The sequence below is a fragment of the Ruoffia tabacinasalis genome (genome assembly GCF_005864045.1).
In the GTDB taxonomy this organism is placed as follows: domain Bacteria; phylum Bacillota; class Bacilli; order Lactobacillales; family Aerococcaceae; genus Ruoffia; species Ruoffia tabacinasalis.
On sequence record NZ_VBSP01000051.1, the window covers coordinates 1 to 15,124 of the forward strand.

9 protein-coding genes and 3 pseudogenes are annotated in these 15,124 nt (G+C 37.1%); 11 read left to right on the plus strand and 1 reads right to left on the minus strand.

Annotated features, from left to right (window positions below):
• The 11 genes and pseudogenes from FEZ33_RS10425 to FEZ33_RS10475 all read left to right on the plus strand — a co-directional run.
• Positions 1-197, plus strand: a pseudogene (locus FEZ33_RS10425) (IS30 family transposase); the annotation flags it as partial.
• Between the two features lie 590 nt (positions 198-787).
• Entirely contained in the window at positions 788-1,501 is a 714-nt protein-coding gene (locus FEZ33_RS10430) for a LytR/AlgR family response regulator transcription factor (protein WP_138405328.1), read from the plus strand.
• Positions 1,498-2,811: an ATP-binding protein gene (locus tag FEZ33_RS10435; protein ID WP_138405329.1), complete on the plus strand. Its 1,314-nt coding sequence runs from the start codon at positions 1,498-1,500 to the stop codon at positions 2,809-2,811. The genes FEZ33_RS10430 and FEZ33_RS10435 overlap by 4 nt, the downstream gene beginning before the upstream one ends.
• A 237-nt stretch (positions 2,812-3,048) precedes the next feature.
• Entirely contained in the window at positions 3,049-5,817 is a 2,769-nt protein-coding gene (locus FEZ33_RS10440; protein ID WP_138405330.1) for a glycoside hydrolase family 3 C-terminal domain-containing protein, read from the plus strand.
• A gap of 27 nt (positions 5,818-5,844) precedes the next feature.
• Complete coding sequence (locus FEZ33_RS10445; RefSeq protein ID WP_138405331.1) at positions 5,845-8,598, plus strand: glycoside hydrolase family 3 N-terminal domain-containing protein; 2,754 nt, start codon at positions 5,845-5,847, stop codon at positions 8,596-8,598.
• Positions 8,599-8,947: 349 nt separating this feature from the next.
• Positions 8,948-11,374, plus strand: coding sequence for a beta-glucosidase (locus FEZ33_RS10450; RefSeq protein WP_138405338.1), 2,427 nt, complete (start codon positions 8,948-8,950; stop codon positions 11,372-11,374).
• A 4-nt stretch (positions 11,375-11,378) separates the two neighbouring features.
• Entirely contained in the window at positions 11,379-11,858 is a 480-nt protein-coding gene (locus FEZ33_RS10455; RefSeq protein WP_138405337.1) for a GtrA family protein, read from the plus strand.
• A gap of 67 nt (positions 11,859-11,925) precedes the next feature.
• Positions 11,926-12,939, plus strand: a complete 1,014-nt coding sequence (locus tag FEZ33_RS10460; RefSeq protein WP_138405332.1) for a glycosyltransferase family 2 protein — start codon at positions 11,926-11,928, stop codon at positions 12,937-12,939.
• 19 nt (positions 12,940-12,958) lie between these two features.
• On the plus strand, positions 12,959-14,059 hold the full coding sequence (gene glf / locus FEZ33_RS10465; RefSeq protein WP_138405333.1) for a UDP-galactopyranose mutase: 1,101 nt from the start codon (positions 12,959-12,961) through the stop codon (positions 14,057-14,059).
• A 238-nt stretch (positions 14,060-14,297) separates the two neighbouring features.
• Positions 14,298-14,597 carry an apurinic/apyrimidinic endonuclease family protein gene (locus tag FEZ33_RS10470; protein ID WP_171031372.1) on the plus strand — a complete coding sequence of 100 codons (300 nt, stop codon included), beginning with the start codon at positions 14,298-14,300 and terminating at the stop codon, positions 14,595-14,597.
• Between the two features lie 12 nt (positions 14,598-14,609).
• Positions 14,610-14,977 (plus strand): annotated as a pseudogene (locus FEZ33_RS10475) (DUF1722 domain-containing protein).
• A 30-nt stretch (positions 14,978-15,007) separates the two neighbouring features.
• Here FEZ33_RS10475 and FEZ33_RS10485 read toward each other — a convergent pair.
• Positions 15,008-15,124, minus strand: a pseudogene (locus FEZ33_RS10485) (IS30 family transposase); the annotation flags it as partial.

Consider the following 15,124-nt stretch of genomic DNA (forward strand, 5'->3'; position numbering starts at 1 on the left):
TGAATGAGAATTCCAATGGTTTATTACGCAGAGACGGACTGCCAAAAGGAATGGACTTTAATCAAGTAGACCAAAGCTTTGTGTCATCGATTGCACACAAACGGAACACGATTCCACGGAAATCCTTACACTACCGAACACCGTTGGAAGTATTTTTGAGTTACTTAGATGAAACAGTTTTGTCTAGCTTAATTTGACAAATCAAAATTAATGAAAAATACACAAAACAAGTTAGTTATGACGGATGGTGTTATAAAATATAACGCGAAATAAGGCTGTTTTGATAATGTTAACCAAGATTAGGATAACATCGTTATATAATATAACAAAAAACAAAGGTGTATTTAATTGAGAAAATTAATTTATAAATCGCATAAAACTAATCATTAATTGCCTCAACTAATCACAAGTATAAGGATTGAAAATAATAAAATTAAGGAGAAAAAAAGTTTTTTTGTTAAAAGGATATAAAATTGTCAGAAGATAGGGGGGAGGTATGGATTGGATAGTGCAGACTAGATTGGTAAGCTAGGACGTATTTAATAGATATAGATTATAACCAGCCTGGACTAATAAAGTCTAAGTTTTTTAAGCATCTTAATGTTTGGTGACCTCCGATTTGCCCCCTGATTTCAGATATAATCAAACTAACTAACAATCCAACTTCTAACTTAATAAGAATAAGTTGATTTACAAATTAATCCACTTACACTATAGTATATAATAGATTGGTAGCTAGATTTTCAAATTTAATATATAAGGTATTTGTATTAGGGGGATGTAATCATTGAATATTGCAATAGTTGAGGATAATAAACAAGCTCAAGATATTCTAGTAAGTCATATTGAGAATTGTGCAAAAAAATTAGATATCGTTGTAAATATTTTTTTATTTAATGATGGCTTGGAGTTTGTAGATAAGTTCGATAATCTGTATGACATTATCTACTTTGATGTCGAGATGAAGTATATGGATGGAATGACTGCTGCTCAGAAAATACGGAGCAAAGATTCAGAAGTACTCATTGTCTTTGTAACCAACCATGCTCAAGTTGCCATCCAAGGGTATTCAGTTGAAGCAACAGACTTTTTATTAAAGCCATTAGCATATTTTACTTTTGAGGAGCATTTTAAAAAAATTATAAAAAAAATTACAAGTCGTAACAAAGATGAGAGTTCAATCGTACTAAGAGTAAGTGGGACAATAAAAAGAATAAATCAAAATGTGATTAAATATGTTCAATCACAGGGTCATTATATTGATTTTGTGACATTAGATAATGAGTACACCATCATTGATACAATGAAAAATACAGAAACCCGTTTAGATAACCAGATATTTTTTAGATGCTCAAACTCTTATATTGTTAATTTTAACTACATTGATAAAGTTGATAAAAATACGATATATATTGATGGTGAGATGATTCAGATTAGTCGATCAAAAAAGAAAGAGTTTATTGAACGATTTACTGATTTCTTAGGAGAACAAGTTATATGATACCTTCAGAAATTTTACCAGATATTCCAAGATATCTGACAGCTATAGCAGAATGGTTTGCAGTGGTCTTATATTCATTTCTTATTTATAGAAAATTGGATATTCGATGGATTATTAGAGCGATTCTATTAGGCATAATACAATTAGCATTGCAATTATTCGCAGGGACTTTACCTTTAGTGTGGTGGATACCCGGTATGTTAATGAATATTGTGTGGATGGGAATCTCGATTAGGTTACTTACAAGATTAACACTATTTCCGAATATCTTTGTTCTATCTAAGTCATTCATGTTATCCGAATTAATGGCATCCACGTCTTGGTTAGTGTATTGCTTGGTCTTTTATGAAGAAAACTTACAGTTTTATTGGCGAGAACTGATTTTTAATTTAGGGATTTACCTAATAATAAGTATATTCATCATCTATGCTGAGAAGAATATTGAAATGAAAGAAGTGCTCTATACTTTCTCTTGGAAAGATACACTAACGTCTATATTGTTAGTAGCGATTATTTTCTCAATGAGTAATATCGGATTTCTTGTATCAGAAACGATATTCAATTTAGGGAACTCCTTAGCTATATTTAGTTTAAGAACATTTGCAAATGTGTCAGGGCTACTCATGTTATACATCCAACAATACTTGAGGAATGATCAATTCCGAAAGTCGGAGGTTGATAATATTCGACATCTATTCAACAATCAATACCGTCAATATAAGTCTTATGCTGAAAGTACATTCTACATAAACCGAAAATCGCATGATTTAAAGCATCAACTTGATATCATTTTATCTGAAATCAATCAAGAGAAACGAGAAAAGTATCTAGAAAAACTGAAAAAATCTATTGAAAACTTAGAAGCAAAAATTGAAACAGGTAATCCGGTTATTGATACTTTTCTAACTCAGAAAAATCAATATTGTGTCACCAATGACATTAATTTTACTTGTATTGCTAATGGGGAGCTTTTGAATTATATGCAGGTTACTGATCAAGTAAGTTTATTAGGGAATGCGCTAGATAATGCTATCGAACATGTCGAGAAGTATAAAGATAAGGAAAAAAGGTTAATCACATTAAAACTTCTAAGCAAAGGAAAGATGGTAGTATTAAGAGTTGATAATTTTCTTGAGGATGATATTGGTTATTTTGAAGACCTACCAGAAACTTCTAAGCAAGATAAAGTTTATCATGGTTATGGCCTAAAGAGTATTCGCTATATTGCAAACAAGTATGGGGGCCATATGAATATTAATACTGAGGATAAATGGTTTACCTTGCAAGTCGTATTTCCTCTACCTGAATAAGTTTATAATGCAATTTTATAGGTGTTCAGTCAGAAAAAATATTCTGGCTGTTTTTTTATTGATAAAACAGAAAATTGTTAGCGTTACCAAAAATGCAAGAAAAAGGACCAGTTATGAAGAAAGCGTTTCCTGATTCTCGATTAAAGATATACTAAGTTTGAAATTAAGATTGTTGAAAGGAGGCACTTTTGAAAGTTGTTCAATGGTTAAATTAAATTTTTATCAAAGGAGAAGAATATGAATATTGAGTTTACTACAAATTTAATGGCTTATATTGTACCAATAATTTCGGTATTATTAATTATTTTTGCGATATGGGGTATTAAAAAAACAAATAAGAAATTATTCAAAAATAACAAATGGTTCATTATGTTAATGAGCCTCATCCTAGTTATATTTTCAGTGGCAAGTGTCGCTATCAATATGTTCAACAATGTAATTGATTTGTATCTAACTTCAAGTCAGGTTGATGAAACAACCTTAGTTGAAGCACAAGATAATTCAAAAGCATTAACAGAATCTATTCAAGGTGAAGGGATTGTTTTACTCGAAAACCAAAATAATAGCTTACCACTGTCTGATGTTAAGCAATTAAATGTATTCGGTATCGGGTCAGTTGCGACAGTTTTTGGTGGATCTGGTTCAGGTGCATCTGACGAATCAGCAAACGTTACATTCCAAGAAGGTTTAGAGAATGCAGGATTTACATTAAACCCAGAACTTGTGGATTTCTATAATGGTAATAAACCAGAGAAGGATGAACAAGATAACTTCAACCTTGATGGTGGAGATTATAACATTTATGAGCCAGATATGGATTCATTGACTGATGAGTTATTGGCTAATTCGGTTGATTATTCAGACGTGGCAGTAGTAGTCTTTTCTAGAAATGGTGGAGAAGGTGGCGACTTGCCAATGGATATGGAAGAGTATCAAAATGGTACACCAGGTAAATCATACTTAGAGTTACAAGATATTGAGGAAGACTTACTGAATAAAGTAAAAGAAAGTGGCTTTGAAAATATCGTTGTTGTAATTAACTCGAGTAACGCAATGGAGTTAGGGTTCTTACAAGATGAGGCCATTACTTCTTCGCTTTGGATTGGTGGTCCAGGTTCAACAGGTAATAATGCCTTAGGTAAAGTCTTAGCGGGAGAAATTAATCCTTCTGGACGTTTAGTAGATACTTATGCATATGATTTAACAACATCACCAGCTTATTATAATGCGGGAGATTTTGCTTACTTAAATAGTAATGACGGTAATAATCAATATGAGAAATTTTTAAATTATAATGAAGGTATTTATATGGGGTACAGATTCTATGAGACACGCTTTGTTGATAATGTAACAGGTGAAGTTGATGAAGAAGCTTATAGAGAATTAGTTCAATATCCATTTGGTTATGGACTGTCATATACGACCTTCGAACAAGAAATTACAGATAGTCAAATCGACGATGAAAACATTACATTAACGGTTGAAGTAACTAATACAGGTGATGTAGCAGGTAAAGAAGTAGGACAAGTGTACTTTACAGCTCCTTATACTGAGGGGGGAATTGAGAAATCACACGTAGTTTTAGCTGATTTTGCTAAGACAGATTTACTTGAACCAAATGCAAGTCAAGAGCTTGAATTGACATTCAAGATCGATGATATGGCTTCATTTGATCACTTAGAGAATCAAGCCTATGTACTTGATGAAGGAACATATGAAATTAAATTAATGAATAACTCACATGATGTGATTGATTCCTTTGAATACAATCAAGATTCAACCGTTGTCTTCAATGAAACACCAAGATCTACGGACCAAATTGTTGCTGAAAAACAATTTGAGCACGCTGAAGCTGATTTGGAATATGTAAGTCGTGCTGATTGGGAAGGAACATTACCAACAGAAAGAACGGAACATACAGATGCTTCTGAAGAAATTCTAGCTGAGATTAGAGATATTCCAGTTGAAGATAATGAAGAAGATGAAGATATTGTATTTGCTGATCACGGTTTAGTGCTATCTGATCTGACAGGCTTAGATTACAATGATCCGTTATGGGATGACTTGTTAGAACAAGTATCAATAGAAGATATGGTTAAACTGGTAGGTTACGGTGGATATGCGACACAAGCTATTGATTCTATTGAAAAGCCTGCAACTACTGATGTTGATGGTCCTGCTGGTATTAACGCCTTGTTAACAGGTGTGACAGGTGTTCAGTTCAACTCTGGAACAGTAATTGGATCAACATGGAGTAAAGATTTAGCTAGTCAGATGGGTTCTGCCTTCGCTTCTGAAGCTTTAGCGAATAATGTCGTGGGACTATATGCACCAGCTGTAAACTTACACCGTACTCCATTCTCAGGACGCAACTTCGAGTATTATTCTGAAGACCCACTTCTATCAGGGAAAATGGCAGCAGAAGTAACTGAAGCTGCTCTTGAAGATGGTGTCTATATGTATGTAAAACACTTTGCGGTGAATGATCAAGAAACTAACCGCTTAGGGGTTGCTACTTGGTCTAACGAACAAGCAATTCGTGAATTATATCTAAAGGCATTTGAAATTCCTGTTAAAGAAGGAAATACAACTGCTATTATGTCTTCATTCAACAGACTTGGAACACTTTGGGCTGGGGCGGATAATGCCTTATTAAACACAGTGTTAAGAGATGAATGGGGATTTGAAGGGATGGTGATTACAGACTATAACTATCAATGGTTTATGGATGCTGATCAAGCAATTCGTAACGGTGGAGACCTGATGTTAACACCAGTTGGTAGAGAACCATCTCGATTAAGTACAGATACTAATACGGGTAGACAAGCATTGAGAAAAGCAACGAAGAATATCTTGTATACAGTTGCGAATTCTGCGGCTACTGATGCGTTCAACAAAGCATTCCCATGGTGGTTATTGGCATATGTTGTTGTTACGGCTCTAGTATTGATTTCGTTCGCACTTTTACTTGTAAGAAAGATTAATAAAGCAAGCATTACTGAATAAAATAGTAACGAATAATGGAGGAATAAAATGAAACCAAAGTCATGGAAAGAAAGAGTACTACTTTGTGGGTTAGTTTTAGCGTCAGTTTCTTCGGCAAGTATGAATACCGTTGTTTCAGCAACGAGTTTAGGAAGTGGCATTAGTCAATCAAGTCAATCAAGTAAAGTAAAAATTCTAGCACAAGCAGATCCATATGCCACAGAAGATAATGAGGCAGATGATCCATATGCAAATGATGACCCTTATGCAAATGACGATCCTTACGCCAACGATGATGACCCATACGCAAATGACGATCCTTACGCCAACGATGACCCGTACGCAAATGACGATCCTTACGCCAACGATGATCCATATGCAAATGATGATCCATATGCAAATGAAAGTGGCGATGCAGCAGATGACCCATATGCTGAAGAATCAGAAGAATCAGAAGCATCGGCGACAACTTATGATTTCGAATACACTGAGTTTGATGATGGTGTAACTAAGTTTGGGATTGTTGAAAACCCAAATGGTGGACCAAAGATCGGATTCTCATTAAGTAGTGGTATTCAAATTCTAACTGAAGAAGTAGATGGAGAAACTTACTACTTTAAGGATATGAATGGTAACGGTAAATTAGACGTATGGGAAGACTGGCGTGAAGATACCGAGACTAGGGCAGCCGCTTTAGCTGAGGAATTAACTACAGAACAAATTGCCGGATTAATGCTATTCAGTTCTCACCAGAGAGAGCAATCTGAAGGATTAACAGAAGATCAAATTGCATTCTTAGAAAATGATGGAGTTAGAAATGTCTTGCACGCTGGACCAAATGATGTAGAAGCTACTGTAAAATGGGCTAATGAAATGCAAGCATTTGTTGAAAACTTAGATAATGGACTACCGATTATTCCTGTTAACTTTAGTTCAGACCCACGTTCAGGTGCAGGTGATACAACTGGTGCATACAATGCAGCGGGTGAGGATATCTCAAGGTGGCCATCTAATCTAGGGTTAGCAGCAACTTTCAATCCAGAAACCATGCAACAGTTCTCTGTGATGTCATCAGCAGAATATCGCGCTATGGGACTTACAACAGCTTTAGGTCCACAGATTGAATTAGCTACCGAGCCACGTTGGCTACGTATTGACGGAACATTTGGTGAAGATATCGATTTGGCGTCTGATATGGCAGAAGCATATGCCAACCAATCACAATCAACTTATGATGAAGAAGGCAATGACCAAGGTTGGGGAGAAGACTCTATTAATATTATGATTAAACACTTCCCAGGTGACGGTCCAGGTGAATCTGGTCGTGAAAGTCATACATTCGAAGGGAAGTTTGGAGTATACCCTGGAGGAAACTTTGATGAGCATTATCAATTATTTATTGATAGTGGCTTAAACTTAAGTGGTGAAACTGCTCAAGTATCAGCAATGATGACATCTTACTCAATTCAATTAGATGCGGACGGTAACCCATTATTCGGTGAAGATCCAGTTGGTACTGCTTATAATGAAGAGCTTATTTCAAAACTAAGAGATGAAGAAGGATTTGACGGCGTTCTTGTAACAGACTGGGGTGTAACTCGTTATAATGATGAAAACCCTGATCGTCCTGGTGGATCTGCCTTTGGGTATGAAGATGCAACTGAAGCAGAAAGACACTTCCATATTATTAAAGCAGGATTAGATATGTTCGGTGGAAATAATGCTATGCAACCAATTCTAGATGCTTATGAATTATGGGAAGAAGCATATGATAACGGAGAAGTAGATCAAACAGCGGATGAAAGATTCAAAGAAAGTGGTAAGCGAATTGTTCGCAACACTCTATTAGTAGGTGCATTTGAGAACCCTTACCTAGTCCCTGAAGAATCAGCAGTGACTGTTGCTTCAGAAGATAAAGTTGAAGCAGGTTATCAAGCTCAATTAGATTCAATTGTAATGCTGAAGAATAAAGATAATGTTATCGCAGAACAAGATATTGAAACATTCAAAGATAAAGTAGTGTATATCCCAATGACATCAAATGTTTCATTACCATTAACAGAAGAGTCTACTACTACGCACAAATCTACTTTAAATATTGAATCAGCAGAACAATATTTCAAAGAAGTTGTGACAGATACAGCTACAACGGATGAAGAAGGTAATATTACAGAATTTGAGCGTGTTACTGATTTATCTAATGTTGACTTAGTCATTGTTGGTATGGAAAGTCCTAATAATGGTTCAAACTTCAGTAATGCAGGTATCAACGCTGATAATGAATACTATCCATTATCATTACAATATCGTCCATATACTGCTGATGGGGATAATGTTCGAGAAGTTTCTATTGGTGGAGATACTCTTGAAGATGGAACTAAGGAAAATAGAAGTTACAAAGGAAACACATCAATCATTGGTAATGAAGCAGACTTAGATGCTGTTCTTGAAGCAGTTGAATTAGTTGAAGCATCAGGTAGAGATATTCCAATTATTGTCGTAATGAAAGCTAAAAACCCAGTGATCATGTCAGAGTTTGAAGAACTTGTTGATGCGATTGTTGTTGGATTCGGAGTCGACGATTCAGCTTACCTTGAAGTAATCTTAGGTAACCATGAACCACAAGGGTTATTACCAATTCAATTCCCAGCTAACATGGATACTGTTGAATCTCAACAAGAAGATGTTGCTAGAGACATGGAGCCATATGTGGATAGTGAAGGTAATACTTATGATTTTGGGTACGGTATTAATTACAGTGGTGTAATCCAAGATGAGAGAACGGAAAAATATGTTGATTAATAGTGAGTCGAATTTATTAATCGAACAGGACAAAATCGAAATAGACTAAATTTGGGAGATAATAAAAGATTCTACGAAAGTAACCTTATGGGCTTATGCTGTATGAATATTTTATAATGACTGAATCCTATTATTTAGAGGATATCCAGAACGAGCTGTATCGGTTGAGTGTCACTCAATGTAGCAGCTCGTTCATTTATTTTAAGAAAATTCTGTTCAAAATTTGAAATAAAAATGACTGTCTATGTATGAAGTATGGCAGTAATAGTATAGTTTTGTTAAGTTGTAGTTGTAAATTTTTACAATAAGAGAGAAGGATTTGTTAGATAAAATTGATTGGAGCAAAACAATGAAGTATCCAAATATTATTAATAAATTATCGCTTGAGCAAAAAGCGATGTTAATGTCTGGTAAGAATACTTGGGAGACTTGGACGTTCGAAGAAGAGGGAGTTCCTTCTATCTTCTTAGCGGATGGTCCACATGGTATACGTAAGCAGTTAGGGAGTGCGGATCATCTTGGTTTGAATGAGAGTATTCAAGCGACGGCGTTTCCAACAGCAGCGACTTTAGCGAATAGTTGGGACGTTGACCTGATTGAACGGGTTGGGGAAGCCTTAGGGCGTGAAGCAGTTGAATTAGGTGTGAATGTACTCTTAGGACCAGGGATGAATATTAAACGTAATCCAATGGGTGGACGAAACTTTGAATATTTTAGTGAGGATCCTATCTTAACAGGGGAATTGGCCTCAGCAATGATTAAGGGTATTCAAAGTAATGGCATTGCAGCTTCACCTAAGCATTACGCAGTTAATAGCCAAGAGTTACGTAGAATGTCGGTGGATTCTGTAGTGGATGAGCGGACTTTGCGTGAAATCTACTTGCAAGGCTTTGAGATTGCGGTCGAAACGAGTCAACCGAAATTCTTGATGACGTCCTATAATCCAGTGAATGGGGTCTATGCCAATGAGCATGAGCACTTATTACAAGATATTCTCTATGGCGAGTGGGGCTATAAAGGCGCGGTTGTGACCGATTGGGGTGGTAGCAATGATCATGTGGAAGGTGTGCGTCAAGGGAGTCATCTAGAGATGCCAGCTACAGGAAGACCCGGAGCCCTTGAGCTTGTCGAAGCGGTTCAAACTGGACGCTTAGATGAAAGTCTGCTTGACCAACGGGTGGATGAGTTATTAGATGTTCTCTTACAAATTCAAATACCAAACCCTGGAAAAGACAGTTTAGAAGAAGCGACTAAGAAGACACATCATCAAATTGCCTATCAAGCAGCTCAAGAAAGTATTGTCTTATTAAAGAATACAAACCAAGCTTTGCCTCTAAGTGGTAAGGAGTCAGTTGCCTTTATTGGTGACTTCTTATATGAAGCACGCTATCAGGGGGCGGGGTCTTCTACCGTTAACCCAACGCAATTAGATAACTTGATTGATTTGAAAGAACAATATAATTTTAGTGAGGTTCAACATACTAGAGGTTATCGCCGTGACGGTAAGGAAGATCCAGGATTACTAAACGAAGCGATTGACCTGAGTAAAAAGGTCGATAAAGTAGTGATTTTTATGGGCTTAACAGAAATCTCTGAGTCTGAAGGGATTGACCGGACACACATTCGTTTGGAGAAGAACCAACTCGACTTAGTGAAAGCTATCCGTTCGGTGAATGAGCATGTCGTGATTGTTCTCTCAGGTGGTTCAGTGGTTGAATTGCCTTTTGCGGATGATGTCGACGCGATTATTCATTCTTACTTAAGCGGTCAAGCGGGGGCGCGGGCGATTCTCGATATTTTAACGGGTCGTTGTAATCCTTCTGGGAAGTTGAACGAGACGTATCCTTTAACCTATTCTGATGTGCCGAACGAGAAGTATTTCCCAGGCCTAGAATTAACGGCTGAGTATCGTGATGGGCTTTATGTCGGTTACCGTTATTATGACAAAGTGGAAGCCCCGGTGCGTTATCCTTTTGGGCATGGTTTAAGTTATACGAGATTTGCTTACGGAGGATTGACGGTTGAAGGGCATAGAGTACAAGTAACAGTGTCCAATACAGGCGATCTAGCTGGTTCAGAAGTGGTGCAAGTCTATGTTCAAAAAGCGTCTGAATATGTGTTTAGACCGGTGAAGGAGTTGGTTGCTTTTGCTAAAGTGCACCTTGAAGCAGGCGAGTCCAAAGTAGTGAACCTTGAATTAAGTAAGCATGCCTTTGAATTTTTTAACCCTCAGAATAACCAATGGGAAGTTGAGGCTGGAGCTTATGATATCTTGGTTGGTGCAAGTTCACGCGATATTCGCTTGGAAGAAACAGTTGAACTTGAAGGAATTGATGCTAAAGGCTTGTATCATCAAACGCAATTCGAGACTTATTTTACTGGAAAAGTGAAAGAAGTAAGTGCTGAGGACTTTGAAGCTTTATTAGGACGTCCAATCCCTGAAAGCCATTGGGATAAAAAGGCCCCTCTGACACACAATGATTCAATCTCGCAATTGTATTATGCTAAAAGTCCGATCGGAAGGTTAGTGTATAAGGTGATCACTGCGCTGATTGAACGTAGTAACAAAAAAGGTAAGCCAAATCTGAATTTATATTTCAATTATAATATGACCTTCCGTGCGATTCAGAAGATGACTTTAGGGATGGTGAACCATGCGATGGTAGATGATATCTTATACATTGTTAATGGGCATTTCTTTAGTGGTGTGGGTCGTTTAGTTAAGAATTATTTCCTTAATCAAAAAGTAAACAAAGCAGGTGAAAGTAATGATTAATGCCATTAAAAGTTGGGGAGAAGAGCATCCAGACTTATGGGAGTTTATTAAGTTTAATGTGCTGTCGAATGTTGCGACAGTGACGAACTTTGTTGTTCTTTGGATCAGTACGACTTTTCTATTTAGTAGCTTACAGTCACAACCATTTCAATGGTTTATCTTCGATTATTCGGTTGATAATGGGGGCCTAGGTGGTTTCTTATCTTTCTTGTTGGCCTATGTGATGGCACAAATTGTTAATTATTTTGTCCAAAGGTACCTAGTATTTAAAGCATCTAATCAGATTTCTAAGACCATCCATTGGTATATCTTAACGGTTGTGGTCGCTGGGATTCTGTCGATTGTTCTACCTCCTTATGTGATTGGTCTTTTAACAAACTGGGGCTTTAGCTTAGGGGTTGCACAATTATTAGCCAATGTCGTGAATATTATTGTTCAAGTCGTTGTGAATTATCCCATGATGAAGTTTGTCATTATGAAATAATTTAGCATCTAATTCGTTTATATTGTTATATAATTGATATAGAACGGATTAAGAAAGGAATGAAATAATGAAGTTAATTTCAATTATTGTGCCGTCTTATAATTCCCAAGATTATCTCGACCGTTGTATTGAATCATTATTAATTGGTGATGATCGGATGGAGATTTTAATCATTAATGATGGCTCAACAGACGCAACAGCTCAGATTGCGGAGGCCTACCAAACAGCCTATCCGGAGATTATCCGTGTGATTCACCAAGAGAATAAAGGTCATGGTGGGGGCATTAATAGTGGGTTACAGCAGGCTCAAGGGAAGTATTTTAAAGTCATTGATAGTGATGATTGGGCGGATGAAGAGAGCTTGAAGACGGTGATGGAAGAGATCGCACGTCTTGAAGAAAATCATCAAGAAGTGGACTTGTTAATTAATAATTATGTCTACGAACGAGAAGGTAAGACTTTGAACCGGACGATTAACTTCAACAATACGTTTCCAACTGGAGAGGTGTTCTCATGGGATTTGGCTACGAATTTTCCACGTGGAAAGTACTTGATGATGCATGCTTTAATCTATAATACGGCTTTATTACGTCGGATTAATCTGACTTTACCGGAGAAGACATTTTATGTTGATAACTTGTATGTCTACTTGCCATTTAAACATGTGCAAACGATGAAGTATATTGACGTTGACTTGTACCGCTATTATATCGGGCGCGAGGACCAATCGATTACAGAGTCCAATATGATTAAACGCATTGACCAACAATTGAAGGTGAATAAGTTAATGATTGAAGCGACAGATTGGACCGATTCGTCAGTACCAGAGAGTGAGGCGTATTTAATTCGCCACCTGGAAGCTGTCATCTCTATTTCCAGTTCTTTATTGAATAAGATTGGAACGGATGAAGCGATGAAAGAGAAAGTTGCTCTGTGGAATGAACTTGAGCGGATTAATGACCAAGTCTATACTCGTATTAATCGGACCGTTTTCGCAAAAATACTTAAGCCCACGTCTCGAACGGGAAGGTGGACGTCTAATCGCATCTATCGTTTAGTTCGAACGATTGCAGGTTACTAAGGAAAGGAAGTAGAAACTAGTGAGTCAATATTTAATCGTTGGAGCTGGAATATATGGGGCGACATATGCCCGAGAGTTGGCATTGGCAGGGCATCAGGTTCAAGTTATTGAAAAAGCCAACCACCTAGCGGGTCATATATATACTGAAGAGATTGAAGGTATTCAAGTTCACACTTTCGGTGCGCACATCTTTCATACGAGCGATGATGAGGTATGGGAGTATGTGAATCAGTTTGCGGACTTCAACCATTACATTAATAGCCCGATTGCCAATTACAAGGGCGAAATTTACAATCTGCCTTTTAATATGAATACCTTTAACAAATTATGGGGAGTTATAACGCCAGATGAGGCTCTGGCTAAGATTAATGAACAACGTGGCCAAGTGACGGGCGAACCGAAAAATCTTGAAGAACAAGCGATTGCGCTTGTGGGACAGGACGTTTATGAGAAGCTAATCAAAGGTTATACTGAGAAGCAATGGGGCAAGTCTGCTACAGAGTTACCGGCCTTTATTATTCGTCGGCTACCGTTAAGATTTACGTATGATAATAATTACTTCAACGATCCTCATCAAGGCATTCCGGTGGGTGGGTATACGCAAATTGTTGAGAAAATGCTTGACCATCCTAATATTCAAGTTCAGTTAAATACTGACTTTTTTAATAAGAAAGATGCATACTTACGCGACTTTGACCGTATTATTTATACTGGTCAAATTGACCAATTCTTTGATTTTGAATTAGGGATGCTAGAGTATCGTAGTCTTCGCTTTGAGACGGAAGTATTGAATATAGCGAATTATCAAGGAAATGCCGTAGTTAATTATACGGATCGTGAAACGCCTTACACGCGAATTATTGAACATAAGCATTTTGAATTTGGTCAACAAGAGAAGACGGTCATCACACGAGAATATTCTAAAGAGTGGGAAACCGGTGATGAGCCTTATTATCCGGTGAATGATGAGTTGAATAATCGGTTGTATGAAGAGTATGTGGCTTTAGCGAAAGATTTTCCTAAGGTGCATTTTGGTGGGCGACTCGGTCAGTACAAATATTATAATATGGACCAGGTCATCCGCTCTGCCTTAGATGCAGTGAGGGAAGAATTGGCTTAAAGCGTATCGCAGTCTAGCAAATGGAATAGCAATGGAGCAATTTGGATGAAAGATAAGATTATTGCCATAGATCTTGGTGGGACTACGTGTAAATTAGCGATTGTTTCTTTAGATGTAGAGATTCTTCAGAAATAGTCGATTAAGACGACTATTCTCAATGAAGGTCAGGCGATTATTCTTGATATTATTGAATCTATTAGAGAACATATGGCTTTGTATCAGTTGGTAGAGGCTGACTTTGCAAGACGTACTGACGATTAGTGAACAAACAGGGTCACCCGCTATTTTTGATAATTTGCATCATGAAGTGCGTCTTCCAATTGATGACACATCATTGAGTGACTATATTCAAGCTTCCGGTCGAACTTGGCAGCCAGCTGATGGTCGTCAAAAAATTCATTACAGTCAACAAGCGCCTGGAAAAAAAGCCGGTGCCCATTTCGAAACGATTGCGAATCAACCCTTTATTAAATTTTTAGAGCAACTTCCTCCTGATCAGCCGATTGATATTATGTTAGAAGTCAAAGATAAGAATTGATCTGCAGAAAAGATGCAAATCTACTTGGATCAAGACGCCAATGCTGCGGAGAAATTATGGGTCAAGCGGAAGTATGCTGTATTGACGAAGTCGGCGAGCATTTGTCAAAAGATTCGTAACGTATTAAAAAATAAGCAATATATAGACTTTGTCTTATTTTTTGAGCTTCTTGAACAAGCAGAGAGAGCGCCGGAAGATAAGCGTGCAGAAGTGAATGCCGCTCAACATATTTGGGGTTGTTTTGGAAACAAGCTACCAATAAAGAGGAAGCGAATTTTCAAAAGATTATCGCGCAATATCAAGCTGGAGAAATAACAGTTCGTCAGTTACGTCAGTTCTTTAAGCGTTTATTAAAAAAATATCCGCATGATTATTTATAAGCAAGTTTGTATTTTAAAGAATTTGATTTGTCAAATTAAGCTAGACAAAACAGCTTCATCTAAGTAACTCAAAAATACTTCCAACGGTGTTTGGTAGTGCAAGGATTTCCGTGGAATCGTGTTCCGTTTGTGTGCAATCGATGACAC